Origin of the sequence: Streptomyces sp. ALB3 (genome assembly GCF_044385685.1) — a bacterium.
Classification (GTDB): domain Bacteria; phylum Actinomycetota; class Actinomycetes; order Streptomycetales; family Streptomycetaceae; genus Streptomyces.
Genome location: NZ_JBISCE010000026.1, coordinates 173,884 through 192,763, shown reverse-complemented (window position 1 = coordinate 192,763; position 18,880 = coordinate 173,884). Strand labels below are relative to the sequence as shown.

Below are 18,880 nucleotides of genomic sequence, written 5' to 3'. Positions count from 1 at the left end.
CCCGGTCCGATGGAGCGCGACCAGCGCGTCGGCGCCGATCTGTTTGCGGAGACCAGGCCCGCTCGTCCCGTCCGTCGGCTGCGTGCCGCTGCCGCCGGGGCGGAGGACCACTGCCCGTCCCGGCCTCACGGAGTGCGAGCTCGGCATCAGCATCCTGGGCGCGAGGCCGACGCGATCAGGGCACCCTCGTGCGCCCCTCCGAGGCCGCCACCGTGCGCCGCATCCTCGGGCCGGTCGGTCATGGCACCCCTTCAGCTGCGTCCGTGCCCCAGTCGCCAACTCGTCCGTCAGCAGGATCCGTGCGCGGAGTCCTGGCCGTGACTCGACCCCGGGATGCTGCCCGATGTCTCGCGGCTTGTGTGCCGTTTCCGGTGGCCACCGGTTCGGTGTCCCGGAAAAGGGGAGCGGTCCGGACCGGTGCCCAGCGGAATGGCAGTCAGGCCGGTCCGGCGGGTTCAGACGGGTTCAGACCCGCCCACCGGCAAGTGCTCTGGAAGGCGAGCGGAGCCGATCCGCCCGCCCGGACATCCAGGCGCACGATGCCGGTCATCGCCTTCCGCGCGCCCTGGCCGAAGCACCGACTCACCGGCGTGCGCGCAACCGGCCGAACAGGCGGCGAGCCTGGGCGCGCTTGCGCGGGTCGGCCGCGGCGCGTCTGGCCGATGTGATCGTGCGTCGGCCCTGAGGGCTGCGGGTGAACTGCGTGAGGCGGGCGATCAGTCCGGACATGGTTCCTCCTCGAGTCGGTATGCCGTCCTCCTGCCCCGCAAAGACGGGGGGATGCCCGGGCATCGATCCGTGCAGGGTCGCCGCACGTCCCGTGCGCCGGACCGCGGACCGGGCTCCCGTGGCCCGTGCCCGTGCGACGCCTCCGAGCCCCGGGCCGACCGGCGCTGCCCGTCACCGGCGTGTCCGCCGCCAGTCGTACGGCGGCGTGCGGAGCCGAGGTCGAGGGGAGAGGCGGAACGCCGATCGGACCGGCGCTCGGGGTGCCGGAAGCCGAGGCCGACCCGATCTCCTCCACCGGTCGGTCGCACTCGCCCTCTAGTTTGGTCTAGACCAAGCAGGGTACGCTTTCCTGGCCAAGCGTTGTCCGCTCCGGCGCCATGTATGTCATCGCTTGTCATGTACACGCTTGCCAGTTTCGCGCAGGCAAGTACCAACCCCCCCCGGAGGAGTTCTCATGAAGAGCAAGAAACGGCTGGCCATCGCCATCGGGATGGGCATCGCCCCGCTCCTGGCCATCAGCCTGCCCGCCGGCAACGCGAGCGCGCACGGCTACATTTCCTCGCCCCCGAGTCGGCAGGCCCAGTGCGCCGCCGGCACGGTCTCCTGCGGTTCCATCAAGTACGAGCCGCAGAGTGTCGAGGGCCCCAAGGGCTTAATGAGCTGCCATGGAGGCAACGCCGCCTTCGCCGAGCTCAACAACGACGGCAAAGGCTGGAAGGTAACCCCGGTCAGCCGGACGACCAGCTTCAACTGGCGGCTGACGGCACGGCACGCCACCAGCACATGGCAGTACTACGCAGGGGGCCGGAAGATCGCGGAGTTCAACGACGGCGGTGCCCGACCGGGCGAGACCGTCTCCCACCAGGTGAACTTCGGCAACCTGACGGGCAAGCAGAAGGTGCTGGCCGTCTGGAACATCGCGGACACCGCCAACGCCTTCTACGCCTGCGTGGACGTGAACGTGAGCTGACACTCGACCGCACTGCCGTGCCATCGCACCACAGCGCCGACCGGCGCTGCTGACAGGCACCGGCCCCGAACGATTCAGACCGGCTGACGCCTGGAGCGGACGGTGCACCGTCCGCTCCAGGCACCAGCCACTACCGCGCCTGTACGCGGGTGATCACGCCGGGCGGCATCGCGCTCGTACACGGCGAGCACGCCGCCGGGCCGCCACACCGGCCATCCCATCGAGACGAGGCCCCATGAACCGCCACCGAGTCACCGCCCGCGCAGCCGTCGTCGCCCTGCTCGCCGCCGGCCTCGCCGCGTCCCCGGCCGTCGCGGCTCCCACCGCCATCGGAGCAAAGGCCCGCATCGGCACCGACCGGGCGACGCAGTCGATCACCTTCACCGCCGCCCCGGGGCAGGTCAACGACCTCCACGTGGTTCCGATGGACCAGGGAGACGGGGTCCGGCGCATCGGCTTCCGCGACGTGGTCCCGCTCCGCCCCGGCGACCACTGCGCGTACCTGGAGCCGGGGGTCGAGACGTATGTCGTCTGCGAACTGCCCACCGGCAGCACCCGGCCGGACCGGATCGACGTCTTCCTCGGCGACGGCGACGACGAGATCGCCACCAGCGACCTCGGGGTCGCCACCGTCAGTGGTGGACCCGGTGACGACACCCTGCACGCCCACACCGCGCACACGGTACGAGGTGACGCGGGCGACGACATGGTCATGGGGCGCGTCCTCCTGGACGGCGGTGACGGCATGGACCACCTGATGGGCGACGACGGCGACCAGCGGATGTGGGGCGGCCGGGGCGCCGACATGGTCGAGGGCTACGGCGGCAAGGACCTCGTGTACGCGGGCTCCGGCGACGACCACGTCATGGGCGGAGACGGCAGGGACGTCCTCCTCGGCGGCTCCGGCGACGACATGCTGCACGGCGAGGCCGGCGACGACCTGATGGCCGGCGGCCCGGGGAACGACATGGTCGAAGGAGGTCCGGGCCGTAACATCGTCCTCCCGTAGGCGTCACCCGGCCCTCACACACGGGAGCGACCACGGCCGTGACCGCGCACCGGCCTGGGCACGGTCCACGAGCCGCCGCAGGGCGGCCGGTCATCGCGTCGCCGCTGTGGAGACGGCGCCCCGGACTGGAAACGGGCGCCTGCCTGGACCACGACGCCGTCCTGGTCTTCCCGGTGCGCGAGGACTGACTGCCTTCCGTTCACCGGGCGTTGCCGCTTCGGCAACTACGCGCCTCTACTGTCCTGACGTTCGACCCGCCGGGCCGACCGGACCGGCGGGCCAGCACGTCACCCGTGGAGTGATCGTGGAACGTCGGACCTTCTTGCGCACAGCGGTGATCGGCAGCTCGGCGGCGGCTTTCGGCGGCACCCTGTGGCGGGGTGCCGCCTTCGCGGATCCGGCCCAGCCGGCCGCAGGCCCCTACGGTGCGCTGCAGGCGGCCAACAGCAACGGCATTCTGCTGCCGAGCGGTTTCACCAGCAGGATCATCGCCCGCTCCGGGCAGACCGTCCCCGGCACCTCGTACACCTGGCACAGGGCCCCGGACGGCGGTGCCACCTTCACCGACGGCAGCGGCTGGATCTACGTCTCCAACGCGGAGGTGTCCGCGAGCAGCGGCGGTGGGGCGAGCGCGGTGCGCTTCAGCTCGTCCGGGACCGTCACCTCGGCGTACCGGATCCTGTCCGGTACGAACACCAACTGCGCGGGCGGGCGGACCCCGTGGAACACCTGGCTCTCGTGCGAGGAGGTCACCCGCGGCTTCGTGTACGAGACCGACCCGTGGGGAGTGGACACCGCGGTGCAGCGCCCCGCGATGGGCCGGTTCAAACACGAAGCCGCCGCAGCGGACCCCGACCACGGCTACGTCTACCTCACCGAGGACGAGACGGACGGCCGCTTCTACCGCTTCCGCCCCACCACCTGGGGCAACCTCTCGTCCGGCACGCTGCAGGTGCTGGTGGCGGGCACCGGTACCTCGGGCCCGGTGACCTGGACGACCGTTCCCGACCCGGACGGATCGCCCACCCAGACCCGCTATCAGGTCTCCGGTGCCAAGGTGTTCAACGGCGGCGAGGGCTGCTTCTACGCGGCGGGCACCTGCTGGTTCACCACCAAGGGCGACAACCGGGTGTGGGCGTACGACGCGAACGCCTCGTCCCTCTCCCTCGCCTACGACGACTCGCTCGTCACGGGCGGCGCCGCCCCGCTGACCGGCGTCGACAACGTCACCCGCGCCACCTCCGGCGACCTGTACGTCGCGGAGGACGGCGGCAGCATGGAGATCTGCCTGATCACCCCCGACGACACCGTCGCCCCGTTCCTGCGTATCAGCGGCCAGTCAGGCTCGGAGATCACCGGTCCGGCCTTCTCCCCGGACGGCAGGCGGCTCTACTTCTCCTCGCAGCGCGGGACCAGTGGCAGCTCGTCCGGCGGCATCACCTACGAGGTCACGGGGCCGTTCCGCACCTGACCCGCTCCGCTCGGCAGCGGACGCGGCGCCGGTTCCGCGTCCGCTGCCCGCCTCGCTGAGGGCACAGGCCCGGCCGCCGGGCGGATGGCTGGGGTCAGGCGTCCTGCTTCCGCGGGTGCAGGTCGAGTGTGATGTGCGGGACGAGTGCGTGCAGGAAGTCGGCGGCGTCGAAGACCTCACCGGCGGACACGACGCCGACGGCCTTGGTGCGGCCCGTCAGGACGCGCTCCAGGGCCTCGGCGACGAGGGGTGCGGTGACGGCGTAGATGTCCTGGCCGCTTGCCGTGGCCCGGCGTTCGGCTCGGCCGGAGCGGACGGCGACGTCGACGAGGAAGGTCTGGTTCGAGCGGCCTCTCTCGTCGGTGGCGGTCGGCGCCGGCGTGTGGGGAGCAGCGATGTCCCGGACCGCCTCGGCCGTCATGTAGGTCGTCACGTCGGGTATGGAGAGGTGCTGGGGGACGGTGACGACGTCCGCCATCGTGAACTCCCCGACCACCGGCCGGGTTCCCGTCGGTTCCGGGAACGTCCAGTCCAGGGTGGGGGCCGGGTCGGTGCGGCGCTCCCACTGTCCGCCGCTGTAGCGCAGGCGGTGGTTCCCGCGTCGCTCGCGGGAGACCGCGCCCGAGAGCCGGGTACCGGCGGTGGGGTGCCAGTTGCTGAGCGCATAGGCGATGTGCGCCTCGTCGGCCTCGGTCCAGTCACCCATCGCCGCGGTGGCCAGGAGGTCGCCGAGACCGCCGAAGAAGGCCATGGCAGGGACGATCACTGCTCCGGCAGCCCGGGCCCGCTCGCGGTAGTGGGCGAAGGTGTCGAGGTTGGCCTCGAGCTCGGCGGCCACGTCCAGGTACGGAATTCTCGCGCGGAGCGCGGCCTCGATCACGGGGCTGACGGTCGATGCGAAGGGGCCGGCGCAGTTGATGACCGCAGCCGTGCCCGCCAGGGCCCGGTCCAGCGAGGCCGGGTCGTCGACCGACGCCACCCTGGCCTCCAGCCCGTGCTCGTGGGCCAGCTCCTCCAGGGACTGCGCATCGCGCCCGGACAGTACCGGGACGAACCCGCGCGCGGCCAGTTCCGCGACCACGAACCGCCCGGTATGACCGTAAGCACCGAACACCGTCACCAGCTGACCTGCACCCATGAGACTGCTCCCTGTACTCGAACGTCCGCGGCGAGGAACATCCTCTGCGGGCTGACACCCGCATCCTGTCCCTCCGGGAGCACCCCGCACGAGCGTCGGAAACGACATGGCCCGTACAGTTTCGGACATGCCCACTGTTGCACTGGCCATCACCGACGGCATGCTCCACTACGAACTGTCCGTGGCCGTCGAGGTCTTCGGGTCCGACCTGACCCACATCGTGGACCCCTGGTACGACTTCTCCCTCTGCGGGAGCGGGCCGGTGCGTGTCGGCCGCTTCCGCCTGGAACCCGACCACGGACTCGACCACCTCGCGCACGCTGACACAGTGATCGTCCCTGGTTGGGCCGACACCGACCGCGACCCGCCTGCCGATCTGGTCGATGCCGTGCGTGCGGCCCACGCGGCCGGCGCCCGCGTGGCCTCACTGTGCACGGGCGCCTTCGTCCTGGGTGCGGCAGGGCTGCTCGACGGCAGGCGCGCCACGACACACTGGGCTCACACACGGGAACTGTCCCGGCGCCACCCAGCGGCCAGCGTCGATCCGGACGTCCTCTACGTCGACAACGGTGACGTCCTGACCTCCGCGGGCAAGGCCGCCGCCATGGACCTCTGCCTGCACCTGGTCCGCCTCGACCACGGTTCGGCCGACGCCAACAAGATCGCCCGGCGTCTGGTCGTGCCACCCCACCGCGACGGCGGGCAGGCCCAGTTCATCGCCACTCCGCTCCCCGCCCCGGGCAACCATCCCCTGGGCGATCTCTTCCCCTGGGCGCTGGAGCGGCTGGCCGAGCCGCTGACCGTCGAGGACCTGGCCCGTCGGGCCCGCATGAGCTCACGCCACCTCGGCCGCCACTTCAAGGACCTCACTGGCACCACGCCACTGAAATGGCTTCATGCCCAGCGCATTCGCCATGCACAGGCACTGCTGGAGACCACCGAGGCCACCGTGGACACGATCGCCGCAGCCACCGGTATGGGCACCGCCACCACCCTGCGCCGCCACTTCCACCGCAGCGTAGGTGTCCCACCCGACACCTACCGCCGCACCTTCCGTCCGTGATGGAGGAGTAGTTCCAAGGCGGACGGCCGGACGCTGCACGGCGACGCGCGTGAGGAGCACGGCGAGCGTGTCGACGGCTTCGGCCCGGGGGGTGGCGAGCCGTGCCGCGAAACACCGTCTCGTCTGCATCGGCGCCGGAGGCGGGCTGGCGAGTTCGGCGAGCGGGCCACGTGCGCACGGACCGACAACGTCAGCAGGCCTGCTGCGGATGCGCGGGCGGCCGGGTCGCGGTCGTGCCCGAGGCGCACGGCCAGGGCGTGGGCAAGCCAGGAGTCGATGTCGGCACCGGCTTGTCCGCCTTCTCGGGCCCAGGCCCGGCGTCCGAGGCTGAGCCGCCCTAGGAGCGGATCCGGCGCCTGGCCCATGACAGGAGTTCGTCCTCGGCGAGACTCCTGACCCACAGATCGGCCTGCTCCGCATCCAGACCCGGCGGGCACGGTCCGATCCCGATGACGCGGAGACCTGCCCGTCGTGCGGACTGCATGCCGGTGAGCGAATCCTCCACGGCCAGGGTCTGTTCGGGCCGCACGCCGCAGAGGCGTGCGGCCTCTCTGTAGACATCGGGCTCCGGCTTCGGCCGTAGCGCTTCGCCGGCGACCACGACGTGGTCGAAGCAGCCAAGCAGCCCCGCTCGTCCGAGGCAGGACTCCACCATCGTCCGGGGGCAGTTGCTCGCCACGGCGAGAGGAACGCGGCCGACGGCCAGCCGGACCAGGGCGGCGGCTCCGGGCATGGTCACCGGGTCCTGGTCGACCAGTGCGGTGAAGGTGCTGAGAAGCGTGTCCGTGAAGTCGTCCACGAGGTCCGGCTTACCGGCCTCCTCGGCCATGAGCGCCCCGCACTCGGTGTAGTGCACGCCCTTGGCCCGGTCGGCGAAGCCGACCGGTGGTTTGACGCCGAACACCCGGAACGTGATGTTCCGGGCCTCCTGCCAGTGTCGCTCGGTGTCCATCAGGGTCCCGTCGCAGTCGAAGACGATGGCGGACGGGGACCAGGAAAGGATGGGAAGAACTGTCATGTGACTGCCGTTCTCGGAGGCTGCGCCGACCGGCGGTACGGGCGCAGACGGGTGCCTGGGTGGGTCATCCATGCGGAGAAGTGAGGCGGAAGTGTGCGTGGCCGCACCCCTCATGTGCCACGTGACATTTCCGTGCGTGTCACGGAGACGAGACCGTCCGTTCTGGCCGAATCCGAAACATCGTAGGCATTACGTTAATTTGGGCCTTCCGAAGTGCGCAATCACCATTTCGAGTGACGGGAACATCTCCGAGGAGGATGGCCACCTTCTCTGCGCACGGTGCGGAATGTTCCACGGAAAGCGGACGACTTCCCTGATGGGCAACGGTCCGCAGGGTTGAAGCCGTACCGATCGGGTCCTGGTTCTGGCTCCTCGCGAAACGATTCTGCACAACAGGCGGCGAATACGCGGAAGTCATCCCCGGGCACGCACGGCCGAAGAATAATAGGATCTTCCGCGCGCTGTGGTCGGACCCTCCGGACGGAGGCGCCGGCCTTCGTCGCAACCTTTGGAACCTATGAACGAAAGTGGAACTGAAGTGCAGGACAGGGCCCGCGCCACCCGTAAAGAGCTGCTCGAATCAGCAGCGCACCTATTCATCGAACGTGGATATGCGGGTACGAGTGTCAATGACATAAGTGATCACTCCGGAAAGACGAGCGGAGCGATCTACTTCCATTACTCCAGCAAGGAGAAGCTGGCGCTTGCGGTGATCCATGAGCAGTTCGCCACCTGGCCACAACTCGCGGCCCCCTACTCCGCACCCGACATCCCGCCCCTGGAGAAGTTGGTCGTGCTCAGCTTCGGTGTCGCGCGGTTTCTCAGCGAGGACGTCGTGGCGCGCGCGGGTGCGCGCCTGTGGGCGGAACGCCGCACCATGAAGTCCCCCGTGCCCACGCCGTTCGGCGGCTGGGCCCTGGCCGTCACCCGGCTTCTCGCCCAGGCCCGCACGCGCGGTGAGCTGGCGGACGGTGTGGCACCGTCGACCGCGGCCCTGACGCTCGTGTACTCCTTCTTCGGCCTCTGTACGCTGAGCGAGGAGATGCCGGGCGGCCGCAACTGGGCGGAGCAGCTGGACCAGTGGTGGCTGCTCATGCTCAAGTCCCTCCAGGCGGAGCCCGAGCCGGCCGTTCTGCTCGCCCGTGCCCGGGGGCGGATTCCCACGCCGCCGGAGGACCTGGCTCCGCGCCGCGCCTGACGAGGCCCCGTGCTCGTCGGCCTCCACGCCGACGCCCTCCGGGACCGGCGCGGGGCGGCCGGCGCCGATGGGGGCGGGCAAGCAGCCGCAGCAGGTGCCCGGAGGCAGAGCCCTTCGTCCAGACGGTGCTCTCCGTGTTCTCCCGTTACGGGGGAGGGGGTAGCGGTGCGGCGACGGCCGGGCGCCGGTGTGGTGCCCTGAGCCGGGTCCGACGCGGCAAGGATCCTCCGTCGGTGAGCCGGGTCTCGATCGCCGGCATGCGCGAGCGGCCGGGGCACAGACGTCCCTTTCGACACCTTGCCCATGCGCTGGCAGGGCAGAGCCCTGGCACGTGTCCTCGACCCACGGCGCACCACCATGGTGGTCAGCCATGTCCCCGGTCCTCCGCGGCCCCTCGACCTCAACGGCCACCGGATCCGGGCCCTGTTGCCGCTGATGTTCCTGCCTGCAGGACACCACCTGTCGGTGTGCCTGGGCGAATACGCCGGAACCGCGTGTCTGGCCGTCGTCGCCGACCCCGGTCTGCCCGACATCGACGAACTCCCCGCCCGCTGGCTCGCCGAGCTCGACGCCCTCGAAGGCGCTCTTGCGCAGCATTACCCTGCCACCGCCTCCGGGCCCGGCACCTTCACGGATCCGGGACCGGGCGATGCGGAAAGTTCCACGACAGGTGTGACGCAGCAAGAGAGCTGACTGGAACAGCGAAGACGCCTCGGCGTACCCGGCAGACGGCCTGTTGCCGTATTGCGCCAGGCCGGCGTGCATACGTGCTGGGCACCCTTGGAGACTCGATCGGTCCTCGATCAAACGCTCCGTCATGCTGGGGAGGGCCCTCGGTGGCCGCGTGCACCGGTCGATCAGGTGGGGGATCATTGTGCTGATGAGCTCAGCAGCCTCCCGGACAGCACAGGAACGGGCACTTCGGCACGTCGCGAAACTGTCGTCGGGCCCTGCGATGGACCCGGCATTGCGGGTGACCCTCAACTTCCACCCGGACCGTCTGCTGCACGGCAAGCCCATCCTGGACGCCATGGCCGAGGGAGGCGTCTATCACTCGCAGTTCGTCACGGGGACCAGTAACGGTGGTCTGACCGCGCACCCAGGCGGCGACCGATGGCGTTGGGAGAGCCGAATATTCGATGGAACCTACGACGAGGCGACCGCTGATGAGCGGCCTGTCTACGGCGCGTTGAACTTCCGTCGCAAGCCGGCCGGCGGGGCGCCGCGGTTCGGATCGGCCCACTTTCGGCTGTCGGCCCAGACGCTGACGCGCAGCACGTTCTGTTACCCGGACAGTTCCCTCGAACCATCTGATTTCGGTGTCGCGGCCGGCATGGGGCTCATCGAGATTGCTTGCGCAGATCGTCAGGACGAGCTCGACGACTACATCGAGGCGCAGGTACACGCGTCGGTCCAGCTGCAACGCGATGTGGAGGCGTTGGTACTGGACCCCTGTTACCAGGGCACGACGATCGAGGACGCCGCTCTGCGTCTTGGCTGCCCGGTGGAGTGGCACCCCGGCTTCCGGCTCGGGACTGAGGAACTCGGGCGTCACCCCGGCTATCGCGGCCAGACATACGTCGACTTGGGCACACGGATCGCGGTCGACGGCATGCTCGACCCTCGGATCGTCGGAGACGCCGCCCGCACCGGCCTCCACGACCCCCAGGCGGTCAAGAAGGTGTGGCACTACCTGGCGCGATTCGGGGCCTCGTGGAAGGCCACGGGAAGGACGGATGCTCCGGTAGCGGCTGTGTAGTCCTCGTGCGACGCGAGTGCGCACCCCGCCATGACCCCGGACGTAGCGAGCCTGGACGACACGTAGGCTGCGGACGGTGACCTACGACATCATGTTTCTGCGGGTCGTTCCAGGCCGGTCCTTCGACGAGACCCTCAAGGCGATCAACTCCGCCTACGACCCGGATGCCGACATCGAGCCCATGAAGCTGACTGGTGAGCAGCGCGCCAATTGGGCCAGGCTGATACAGCGGATATCGCGGAAGGTCGGCCCTGTCACCACCGAGGATTTCCCCTACAGCCTGACCCTGTGGCGTGACGGGCCTGCTGGTCATCTGCAACTGGACTACGACGGGGACACCGCCAACATCGAGATCCCCTATCGCTACCCGGGAAGCGAAGCACTGCCGATCATGGCGGAGGCGTACCGCATCGGACGGATGGTTGAGGAGGAGTGTGGCTTGGAAGGTTACGACCACGAAGTCGAGCAGCCTGTCAGGACGGGCGATGTCCACGTCGCAGCAGCCAGGCTCGGTGGCATCGCCCGCTGGGCGCGGGAGACCCTCACCTGACCGTCGCGAGGCCGGCTTCGTTCACCTCCAGCAAGGCGTTTGCCGGTCTGATCGAGCAGCAGTGAGTGCCCGCCGTGACGGTGCACGGAGCGCAGGGCCAGCAGGTAGGCACCGTCGCCGCGAACGAGCCACTACGGCAGCAGGGCTCGCATCACCTTCACGGGGGTGAGCAGCGGGAGCAGAATTCTGAAGGTGGAGTGAGCCGGGTCTAGGGAGGTTGCTTCGTCCCCGGTGCCTGGCTGTACGCGAACAGTGATCCAGCCCCGGCGCCTCCATGGGAGAAGGACACGCCCTGCCACGCACACGCCCCCTCGCCCCACGTCGTGCACCAGGGTCGGATACTCCGTCAGGTGGGCTGAAGCCTTCTTTCTCACACCTAGGTACGTGCACGCGGCCTCAGTCGCCGGGCGACGTCCAGCTCTCCGTCTTGCAGGTGCGCGTGGATCCCGCGGGCCTGCGGTGTCGAAGACGACAAGCCGGCGGTCTCCCGCGAGCCGACCACTCTCACCGCTGCCATCAACGAGTCGCTGTGATCGGCGTCTTCACAGGAGTCCTACGCGACCTTGACCACGTACTTGCCCTGGACCCCGCCCGCCTCCAGCGCTCGGTGGGCCGCCGCGGTGTCCTCCAGGGCGAAGACCGTGTCGACTGCGGGGCGCAACTGGCCGTCGGCCACACGGCGGGCGAGGTCGTCGAAGTCCGCCCGCGTGGGGTTGCCGCTGAAGAAACGCACCCGTCCTTGACCGTGGACCGTGCTGGCCACGAGGTAGCCGAGCGACGCGGCGGGCCGTGTCAGGTCGAAGGCGATGGTGACCATGCGCCCGCCAGGATTCAGCAGGCGCCTGCAGGCTTGCAGGTCGGTGCCCACGGTGTCCAGGACCACGTCGAAGCGGCCCAGTTCAGCCGGCCGCACGGTCCGGTGGTCGTAAGCCTCGTGCGCGCCGAGCCCGCGCACGAACGCGAGGTTGGCGGCGCGGGCGAGGGCTGTGACTTCGGCGCCGTACGCCCGTCCGAGCTGGACGGCGGCGTTGCCGACACCGCCCGCCGCGCCCCGCACGAGGAGTCGTTCGCCGGGGCGCAGCCCGGCTTTGCCCCACAGGGCGGTGACGGCTGTGGTGGCTACCGGCAGCGCGGCGGCGTCCACCAGGTCAAGACCGTCGGGGAGCCGGCCCGTCCGATCGGCGGGCACGGTCACGTACTCGGCGGCGCTGCCGAATCCGGAGGTGCGCCCCAGGACTCCCCACACGCGGTCGCCGGCCGCGAACCGTGTGACCCCGCCGCCCAGTGCGGCGACCTTGCCGGTGAAGTCCAAGCCGACACGTTTGGGGAATCTCCGGCCGGTCAGGAGGCGGAGACGGCCGGCACGGGCTGCCAGTTCGCCGCCGTTGACGCTGAACGCGTGCACCTTCACAAGGATCTCGCCGGGGGACGGCTCGGGGCGTCGCACGCGGCCCGTGTAGAGCACATCGGGGCCGCCGTAGCGGTTGTAGAGCACTGCTTTCATCATGCGGTCGTTCATCGCTCCGCCTCTGCTGCCGGGGGTCGTACAGGGGTCCGGCGTCGACCGTAGACTCTTAAGCGGACGCGATCGTCCACTTGGACCGGAAGCGAGAGACAGTGATGGCCGATTCCTCTCGGATCACAGCCCGGAGCGGGGTGCGGGCAGACGCCCGGCGAAACCGGGAGCGCGTCCTCGTCGCCGCCCGCGCGGTCTTCGCGGAGCACGGGATCGACGCTCCGATGGCGACCGTGGCCCGTCGGGCCGGTGTCGGCGTGGCAACGCTGTACCGGCATTTTCCGACCCGGGACACCTTGGTGAGAGGCGCGTTCGCGAAGCAGATGGAAACCTGCACGCGGGCGCTCACTGAGGCTCTGGCCGCCCCCGACCCGTGGCAGGGCTTCCAGCAACTGATCGAGACGGTCTGCGCTCTGCAACGGGAGGAACGCGGATTCCCGGCCGCGTTCCTCACGGCCTTCCCGGAGAGCAGCTCAGAACACGCTCAGTCCCGGCGACGAGCCGAGCGCGACTTCACGACCCTCGTACGCAGAGCCCAGGCGTCGGGCGCGCTGCGGGCCGACTTTCACCCTTCCGACCTCGCCGTCGTCCTGTTGGCACACTGCGCTCTGGTGACCGCCCTCCCGGATGACGGGGCAGCGTCCCGGCGTCTGCTGGCCTACTTGCTCCAGTCGTTCCGCGCCGGCAAGGCCAACGAGCCGCTGCCGCCGCCGGCGCTGCTGACACTGAACAGCCTTCCGATTGCGGCTGACAACCCCCAGAGGCGGCGGCCCTCCAGAGCCTGACGTACACACGGCACGCGCCCCCGGTGATGACGTGCATCGCGACCAATGGGCAGTCGCCTTCCCGCACCCTCCGACTGGTCGAGAAGGCGGGACACTCGATGTCCGTCCAAGGACGCTCCGCAGGAGCGTGTGAGGAGTGGTCGAGGTTCAGCAGAACCCGACGGCGCCTCACGCCAGAAGCTCCGGTGAGGAAGGCGGGGCAGGGATCTCAGCTCCCGCGCGAGAACGACGTACTGCCTCGACGCCCGCCTCCTCCGAGGGCGGGCGACGATCCTCCGGGCGCCGCCCGCGCCTGCGGGCGGTAGATCAGGAGGTGCGGCAGACGGTGCCGTTGAGGGTGAACGTCATCGGGGCGGGGTTGGCACCGTCGTTGGCTCCGACGAAACCGAAGGTGGCGGTGGAGCCGCCGCGCGGGGACAGTTCGGCGTTGGCGCCGTGGTCGGTCACGTGGACGCGCGTGCCGGAACTGGTGACGTTCGCGTTCCAGGCACTCTGCACGGACTGGCCGGTGGACGGCCAGGTGAAGTCCAGGGTCCAGCCGTTGATCGGGGCGTCTCCGACGTTGGAGACCGTGACGGTGGCGACGAATCCGCTGCCCCAGCCGCTGTCCACCCGGTAGTTGACCAGGCAGCTGCTGTCACGCGGAGCCGTGGTGGCGAAAGTCAGCGGCTCGGAGGGGCGTGAGAGGCGGCCGTCCGCGTCCCGGGCGAGGACGTTGACCGTGTGCTCGGAGCCCGGTGGCAGGTTGGGCAGCGTCGCCGAGGTGGAGGTCGAGGTGGTGAGCAACTGGGCGTTGGTCCCCAGGCGTTCGTACACCTCGTAGCGCACCGCCTTGCCGTTCGCGGGGGCTGTCCAGCTCACCGTGGCGGTCGAGCTGCCCACAGCGGTGGTCTTCGGTGCGCCGGGCGCGCCGACCGAGGCCGCGGAGGCGTGCGGGGCGACGGTGATCGTGGTGATCGAGTACGGAGGCAGTACCTGGTCGCTCCCGGCGGTGACGGCCACCCGGGTGACATCGGTGTCGCCGCGGCCGTAACGGTGCACGACCGGTGCCTGGGTAGTGGGCGTGTACCCGGTGTAGCTGATGTCCGCGCTGCGGGCGTTCAGCGGGTCCTTGTTGATCAGCATCACGCTCAGCGTGCCGTCGGCCCGGTGCACGGCGTGCGCGGATACCTGGTCGCTGTCGGTGGAGGAGGCGACCATCGTGTCACCGGGACGACCCAGCTTGGTCAGCGACTTGATGCCGAAGTACGGGTGGAACGGTGTGTTCACGGCCGGCTGGCAGACGTCGCCGACGCATCCGCCGCTGGAGAGCAGGCCGAAGTCGTTGAAGTCGGTGTCGCCGTCCACCGTCTCGACCTTGGTGGGCCCGTTGTGGACGTTCCACCAGTCGACGTTGAAGACGCCGTTCTCCAGCGCCGTCATGTAGGTGTCCGCAGCGAACAGGCCGTTGGGGCGGCTGTTCATCTGGACGTTGGAGTTGACCTCGGTCAGCGCGATTCCGATCTTCGACGAGCGTTCCCCGGCGTACCGGTCGATCTGCCGGCGGACCTCGCGGAGCTGTCCGGGCAGTCGGGCGGTCCGGTCCAGCGCTTCGTCGGCGGTGGCACCACCCGGGTAGGAGTGCACGATGGCGAAGTCGATCGTCCCGGCGACCGCGGACAGCACGGTGTGGTTCCAGTCGGCCGAGTCACCCGTGCCGACGATGCCGTCCGGCCAGTCGCCCGGCGTGGTCAGCACGGCACCGATCTTGATGGTCGGGTCGACCGCCTTCATCGCCTCGGCGTAGGCGAGGACGTTGCGGGCGTACTCACGCGGGCTCTTGTCCGGGTGGTCGTCGGCCTCCCAGCCGCTGCCGTAGTGGCCGTTGCCGTAGATCTCGTTGCCGATCTCCCAGTACTTCGCCCCGTAGCCGCGGGTGACGTTGGCGTAGCGGACCCAGTCGGCGGCCTCCTGCGGGGTACCGGTGCCGTAGTTGGCGATGATCATCGGCTGGGAGCCGGAGGCGCGGACGCTGCCCATGAACTCGTCGAAGGTGGTTCCGGGCGCCACGTAGCCGCCGGGGGCGGTGTGGTCCTTCCAGTGGTAGATGTCGCCGTAGGAGCCGCCCGGGTAGCGCATCACGCCGACGCCCGCCTCGCCCAACAGGCCGGTCACCTCGGAATCGTTCATGTGTGAGTCCCAGAGCGCGTGGTTGACGCCGAACGCCGCCTTGTCGATGGTGCCGAGCCCCACCCCCGCGTTGACGGAGACCTCGACGGTCGACGCGTCGCCGGCGGCCGTCGTCGTGGCGACCGGGTCCGCGGCGGTCCTGGCGGTCGCGGCGGGCGCCGGGGGAGCGGCGGCGAGGGCGGCGACCGTGGTCAGGGCGCAGACGAGCGCGGCGGCGGGACGTCTGCCCGCGGTTCTTCCGGCTCTGCGGGCCGGACGGCCTAACCGGCCGGTGGCAGGGAGGTGTGGGAGCGGCATGAGGTGTCCTCCTCGGGCGTGCGCCGCGTCGGTCGGCAGGACGCCCGGTGCAAGTGGTCGGTGGGGTGCCTTCGGTGCGACGCTCGTGGGAGCGCTCCCGTGATGATGCGGGGGAGGCCTGGCCTCGTCAATGGTGCCGACGAGGGCGACCTTGACCTCGCGTCAGCCGTGCCGCCAGGTGGCGAGCCGTTCGGCCTCCGCGTGCCACCAGGCGGGCGAAGGCGGGCCGGTGACGTGGGCGGTCTGCTGGTCCGGGTGCAGGCCCAGGCGACGCAGGGCCTCGTGGCGGACGCGGACCTCGGCAACGCACTGGCGGCTTCCTGTCTCGTCGCCGGGGCCGGGGCACTGGAGCAGGTCCAGGCGGATCTCCTCGGCGGCGAACGGCATCCAGTCGATGCCGCGCTCGCGCAGTCAAGCGCGGAGAGCCGCCGTCGGGCGCGGGGCACCGGCCGTGTTCCGGTGTATGGCGACGAGGATCCACATGTCTTCGTGGGCGGTGTCGGCGGAGGCGGCGGTGTCGGAGGCACTCATGCGGCAATGATGCCCCGATCGCGCCGTGCCGGGTCGGCGCGCCGGGAATCGGCTCACGCAAGTGCCGCGTCATGAACGCTCGCCGTGTCAGGTCGGCATACTGCCGGTGTGCTTGAGTACTTGCTTGCCACCGATGACGACGTCTTCCTCGGGCCGGTGCGCTCGGACAGGTGCCTGGATGTGCTGCAGCCCACGGGCTGGGGGGCGGTGCCGGTGGCTGGCGACGGCCACTACCGGATCGCTGTCGAAGGCATGGAGATCGAGTGCGCTTGGGAAATGCCCGGTCTCCAGATCACGGTTCACGGCGCATCGGACACGACCGAGGTCGAGGAGTTGGTGGCTGCAGTCGCGCGTCAGGTCGTAACCGAGCTCGCGGTGCGAGTGCGGGTGATCCCGCTCTGGCGCCGCTTCAGGCGAAGTTGCTCGGCTGACCGCGGTTCGGTTCGTGGTTGCCGGCAGCGAGTGTGGTGGTTTCACCAGACGAAGTACGCCGTCGAGCGACATGAAGGCGGTACTGATCAGGGTACGCATCTCGATGTTTCGTGTCCGAGTCCCAGCGGGTGCGGCCGGCGCACGCTTCGACCACCCTCGCGGCTACGGTGCACCAGTCAGGGTCTATGACCGTGCGCCACGAAGAAAGGCATCGGTTGTCCCCCTCCGACAACCGCAGCCACCGGTATCACTTCGGCGAGTCACACACGTGTCCCACCGTGCGACCTGACCACAGCAGGCGGCGCGAACGCCCACGGCACGGACGAAACCCTGCACGTCCCCCACGCGCGACGCCTCACGGCAAGCCTGTCCCTGAACGCGTACGCCCTCCGGTCCCGGAAGCCTGAGCAGACCCGCCTGACGCCACCCGGATCGCGCTGATCGTCGGTTACCGGGTCACCGTCCTGGAGCGGACACGGAAGGCCGCGTTCCTTCACCCCTGTCGAGCGCTGCGGGGCCTCGGTTGCGGGGCCTCGACAGGGCGTCTTCCACGTGTCGAGACGGGGAGAGAAGGGCCCTGCTTCTCACCGAGGCGCGAGGTGAGTAACAGGGCCCTTCGGGGAGGCGGGTCGCCGGGGGAGGGGTCAGACGGTGGTCTTCACCGGCTCCTGGTCGGGCTCGGTGTCGAGGCCGGCGTCGCGCTTCTTGACGAAGTCGAGGAAGGTGTTCAGCTCGCGCTTGACGACGGGGGCGAGGAGGTAGAGGCCGATGATGTTGATGACGGCGAGCATGAAGAGCACGGCGTCGGCCATGTCGATCAGCGTCTGCAGGGTGAGCAGGGAGCCTGCGATCGCGAAGAGGGTGTAGAGGACCTTGAAGGTCAGCTCGCTCGTCCTGCTGCGGCCGAAGAGGTGGGTCCAGGCCTTCATGCAGTAGTAGCCCCAGGTCAGCACCGTGGAGATCGCGAACAGCATCACCGCGACGGTGAGGATGTACGGGAACCAGGGCATGACCGTGCCGAAGGCGTCGGAGGTGATGGTGACGCCGCCGATGGACTCGCCGCCGTTACGGAGCTCGACGTAGCTGGCGGGGTTGGCGATGACGATGGTCAGGGCGGTCATGGTGCAGATGACGACCGTGTCGATGAACGGCTCCAGGAGGGCGACCAGGCCCTCGCTGGCGGGGTGCTTGGTCTTCACCGCGGAGTGGGCGATCGGGGCGGATCCCAGGCCGGCCTCGTTGGAGAACGCGGCCCGCTTGAAGCCGATGATCAGCGCGCCCAGGACACCGCCGGCGACGCCCTCGGGGTTGAAGGCGCCTTCGATGATCGTGGAGACCGCGGAGGGCACGGCGGAGGCGTTGACGGCGATGACGACGAGGCAGGCGGCGATGTAGATGCCGGCCATCGCGGGGACCAGCTTGCTGGTGACGGAAGCGATGGAGCGGATGCCGCCGAGAAGCACGATGCCGACGAGGGCGGCGATCAGGATGCCGAAGAACAGGGCGCCGGCGGAGGAGCCGATAGCGCCGTCCTCGCCGCCGGTGACGGAGACGAGCTGCGCGTAGGACTGGTTGACCTGGAAGAGGTTGCCGCCGAAGAGGCCGAAGAACAGGATCATGAAGGAGGCGAGGACGGCGAGGATCTTGCCGAGGGTCTTGCCGTTCTTGCCGAACCGCTCGGCCAGGCCCTTGGGGAGGTAGTGCATGGGGCCGCCGGAGACGGTGCCGTCGGCGTGCACCTCGCGGTACTTCACGCCGAGCGTGACCTCGACGAACTTGGTGGCCATGCCGAGCAGGCCGCACAGGATCATCCAGAACGTGGCGCCCGGGCCGCCGATGGAGACCGCGACGGCCACACCGGCGATGTTGCCGAGTCCGACGGTGCCGGAAACGGCGGCGGTCAGCGCCTGGAAGTGGTTGACCTCGCCATCCGATCCCTTCTCGTCGTACTTCCCGCGCACGACGTCCACGGCGAGCCGGAACTTGCGCAGCTGGACGAAACCGAACCAGCCGGTGAAGACCAGGCCGGCGACGACGAGCCAGGCCACGATCAGTGGCAGCTGGGTGCCGCCCACGGGCACGGCGTAGAAGACCATCTCGACGAGCCAGGTGGCTATCGGTTCGAAGAAGCCGCTGACGGCTTTGTCGACGGACTGGGTGAAGGAATCGAGTGACACGGTGGGACCTCAGTGCGCAGGACCGGCGTGCGGGAGGCAGCGCCAGTGGGGGTGCGGTCTGTGAGCGA

Annotated in this window: 17 protein-coding genes; 9 read left to right on the top strand and 8 right to left on the bottom strand. The window is 69.7% G+C overall.

Annotation, left to right across the window (positions count from 1 at the left end):
• Nucleotides 1-582 precede the first annotated feature (582 nt).
• Nucleotides 583-729 (bottom strand): hypothetical protein, encoded by a 147-nt coding sequence (locus ACHFIV_RS12755; protein WP_398967067.1) that lies wholly within the window; start codon nt 727-729, stop codon nt 583-585.
• Nucleotides 730-1,183: 454 nt separating this feature from the next.
• Between ACHFIV_RS12755 and ACHFIV_RS12750 the strand changes: the two genes are divergently transcribed.
• The 3 genes from ACHFIV_RS12750 to ACHFIV_RS12740 all read left to right on the top strand — a co-directional run bounded on the left by ACHFIV_RS12750 (nt 1,184) and on the right by ACHFIV_RS12740 (nt 4,179).
• On the top strand, nt 1,184-1,699 hold the full coding sequence (locus ACHFIV_RS12750) for a lytic polysaccharide monooxygenase auxiliary activity family 9 protein (protein ID WP_398967065.1): 516 nt from the start codon (nt 1,184-1,186) through the stop codon (nt 1,697-1,699).
• A gap of 235 nt (nt 1,700-1,934) precedes the next feature.
• Nucleotides 1,935-2,708 carry a calcium-binding protein gene (locus tag ACHFIV_RS12745; RefSeq protein WP_398967062.1) on the top strand — a complete coding sequence of 258 codons (774 nt, stop codon included), beginning with the start codon at nt 1,935-1,937 and terminating at the stop codon, nt 2,706-2,708.
• 304 nt (nt 2,709-3,012) lie between these two features.
• On the top strand, nt 3,013-4,179 hold the full coding sequence (locus tag ACHFIV_RS12740; protein ID WP_398967061.1) for an alkaline phosphatase PhoX: 1,167 nt from the start codon (nt 3,013-3,015) through the stop codon (nt 4,177-4,179).
• Nucleotides 4,180-4,273: 94 nt separating this feature from the next.
• Here the strand turns inward: ACHFIV_RS12740 and ACHFIV_RS12735 are convergent, their stop codons facing one another.
• The gene (locus ACHFIV_RS12735; protein WP_398967058.1) at nt 4,274-5,317 is read right to left on the bottom strand and encodes a saccharopine dehydrogenase family protein; all 1,044 of its coding nucleotides are present in this window, start codon (nt 5,315-5,317) and stop codon (nt 4,274-4,276) included.
• A gap of 127 nt (nt 5,318-5,444) precedes the next feature.
• On the opposite strand from ACHFIV_RS12735, the gene ACHFIV_RS12730 reads away from it, so the two are divergent.
• A complete protein-coding gene (locus ACHFIV_RS12730) occupies nt 5,445-6,380 on the top strand; it encodes a helix-turn-helix domain-containing protein (RefSeq protein ID WP_398967055.1) in 936 nt (311 codons plus the stop codon).
• A gap of 337 nt (nt 6,381-6,717) precedes the next feature.
• On the opposite strand, the gene ACHFIV_RS12725 is transcribed toward ACHFIV_RS12730, so the two are convergent.
• Nucleotides 6,718-7,398: an HAD family hydrolase gene (locus ACHFIV_RS12725; protein WP_398967053.1), complete on the bottom strand. Its 681-nt coding sequence runs from the start codon at nt 7,396-7,398 to the stop codon at nt 6,718-6,720.
• 538 nt (nt 7,399-7,936) lie between these two features.
• Here ACHFIV_RS12725 and ACHFIV_RS12720 point away from each other — a divergent pair.
• From ACHFIV_RS12720 to ACHFIV_RS12705, 4 genes are all read left to right on the top strand, one after another.
• On the top strand, nt 7,937-8,596 hold the full coding sequence (locus tag ACHFIV_RS12720; protein ID WP_398967051.1) for a ScbR family autoregulator-binding transcription factor: 660 nt from the start codon (nt 7,937-7,939) through the stop codon (nt 8,594-8,596).
• Between the two features lie 303 nt (nt 8,597-8,899).
• Nucleotides 8,900-9,289: a WS/DGAT domain-containing protein gene (locus ACHFIV_RS12715; RefSeq protein WP_398967048.1), complete on the top strand. Its 390-nt coding sequence runs from the start codon at nt 8,900-8,902 to the stop codon at nt 9,287-9,289.
• A 187-nt stretch (nt 9,290-9,476) separates the two neighbouring features.
• A complete protein-coding gene (locus ACHFIV_RS12710; protein ID WP_398967046.1) occupies nt 9,477-10,355 on the top strand; it encodes a DUF3626 domain-containing protein in 879 nt (292 codons plus the stop codon).
• A 76-nt stretch (nt 10,356-10,431) separates the two neighbouring features.
• Nucleotides 10,432-10,905, top strand: coding sequence for a hypothetical protein (locus ACHFIV_RS12705; protein WP_398967045.1), 474 nt, complete (start codon nt 10,432-10,434; stop codon nt 10,903-10,905).
• A gap of 553 nt (nt 10,906-11,458) precedes the next feature.
• Here ACHFIV_RS12705 and ACHFIV_RS12700 read toward each other — a convergent pair.
• The gene (locus tag ACHFIV_RS12700; protein ID WP_398967043.1) at nt 11,459-12,424 is read right to left on the bottom strand and encodes an NAD(P)-dependent alcohol dehydrogenase; all 966 of its coding nucleotides are present in this window, start codon (nt 12,422-12,424) and stop codon (nt 11,459-11,461) included.
• Between the two features lie 101 nt (nt 12,425-12,525).
• Here ACHFIV_RS12700 and ACHFIV_RS12695 point away from each other — a divergent pair, with 101 nt between their 5' ends.
• A complete protein-coding gene (locus ACHFIV_RS12695) occupies nt 12,526-13,206 on the top strand; it encodes a TetR/AcrR family transcriptional regulator (protein WP_398967040.1) in 681 nt (226 codons plus the stop codon).
• Nucleotides 13,207-13,512: 306 nt separating this feature from the next.
• On the opposite strand, the gene ACHFIV_RS12690 is transcribed toward ACHFIV_RS12695, so the two are convergent.
• From ACHFIV_RS12690 to ACHFIV_RS12675, 4 genes are all read right to left on the bottom strand, one after another.
• On the bottom strand, nt 13,513-15,672 hold the full coding sequence (locus ACHFIV_RS12690) for a cellulose binding domain-containing protein (RefSeq protein WP_398967037.1): 2,160 nt from the start codon (nt 15,670-15,672) through the stop codon (nt 13,513-13,515).
• Nucleotides 15,673-15,834: 162 nt separating this feature from the next.
• Nucleotides 15,835-16,059, bottom strand: a complete 225-nt coding sequence (locus ACHFIV_RS12685) for a hypothetical protein (protein ID WP_398967034.1) — start codon at nt 16,057-16,059, stop codon at nt 15,835-15,837.
• Between the two features lie 231 nt (nt 16,060-16,290).
• A complete protein-coding gene (locus ACHFIV_RS12680; protein ID WP_398967032.1) occupies nt 16,291-16,734 on the bottom strand; it encodes a hypothetical protein in 444 nt (147 codons plus the stop codon).
• A 545-nt stretch (nt 16,735-17,279) separates the two neighbouring features.
• A complete protein-coding gene (locus ACHFIV_RS12675) occupies nt 17,280-18,812 on the bottom strand; it encodes an alanine/glycine:cation symporter family protein (RefSeq protein ID WP_398967029.1) in 1,533 nt (510 codons plus the stop codon).
• Nucleotides 18,813-18,880 lie beyond the last annotated feature (68 nt).

What these genes read in the sequence shown, in the direction of transcription:
- ACHFIV_RS12755 (WP_398967067.1), bottom strand. Translation starts at nt 729, where the DNA reads ATGTCCGGACTGATCGCCCGCCTCACGCAGTTCACCCGCAGCCCTCAG.
- ACHFIV_RS12750 (WP_398967065.1), top strand. Translation starts at nt 1,184, where the DNA reads ATGAAGAGCAAGAAACGGCTGGCCATCGCCATCGGGATGGGCATCGCC.
- ACHFIV_RS12745 (WP_398967062.1), top strand. Translation starts at nt 1,935, where the DNA reads ATGAACCGCCACCGAGTCACCGCCCGCGCAGCCGTCGTCGCCCTGCTC.
- ACHFIV_RS12735 (WP_398967058.1), bottom strand. Translation starts at nt 5,317, where the DNA reads ATGGGTGCAGGTCAGCTGGTGACGGTGTTCGGTGCTTACGGTCATACC.
- ACHFIV_RS12730 (WP_398967055.1), top strand. Translation starts at nt 5,445, where the DNA reads ATGCCCACTGTTGCACTGGCCATCACCGACGGCATGCTCCACTACGAA.
- ACHFIV_RS12725 (WP_398967053.1), bottom strand. Translation starts at nt 7,398, where the DNA reads ATGACAGTTCTTCCCATCCTTTCCTGGTCCCCGTCCGCCATCGTCTTC.
- ACHFIV_RS12715 (WP_398967048.1), top strand. Translation starts at nt 8,900, where the DNA reads ATGCGCTGGCAGGGCAGAGCCCTGGCACGTGTCCTCGACCCACGGCGC.
- ACHFIV_RS12710 (WP_398967046.1), top strand. Translation starts at nt 9,477, where the DNA reads ATGAGCTCAGCAGCCTCCCGGACAGCACAGGAACGGGCACTTCGGCAC.
- ACHFIV_RS12700 (WP_398967043.1), bottom strand. Translation starts at nt 12,424, where the DNA reads ATGAACGACCGCATGATGAAAGCAGTGCTCTACAACCGCTACGGCGGC.
- ACHFIV_RS12695 (WP_398967040.1), top strand. Translation starts at nt 12,526, where the DNA reads ATGGCCGATTCCTCTCGGATCACAGCCCGGAGCGGGGTGCGGGCAGAC.
- ACHFIV_RS12690 (WP_398967037.1), bottom strand. Translation starts at nt 15,672, where the DNA reads ATGCCGCTCCCACACCTCCCTGCCACCGGCCGGTTAGGCCGTCCGGCC.
- ACHFIV_RS12685 (WP_398967034.1), bottom strand. Translation starts at nt 16,059, where the DNA reads ATGCCGTTCGCCGCCGAGGAGATCCGCCTGGACCTGCTCCAGTGCCCC.
- ACHFIV_RS12680 (WP_398967032.1), bottom strand. Translation starts at nt 16,734, where the DNA reads ATGCGTACCCTGATCAGTACCGCCTTCATGTCGCTCGACGGCGTACTT.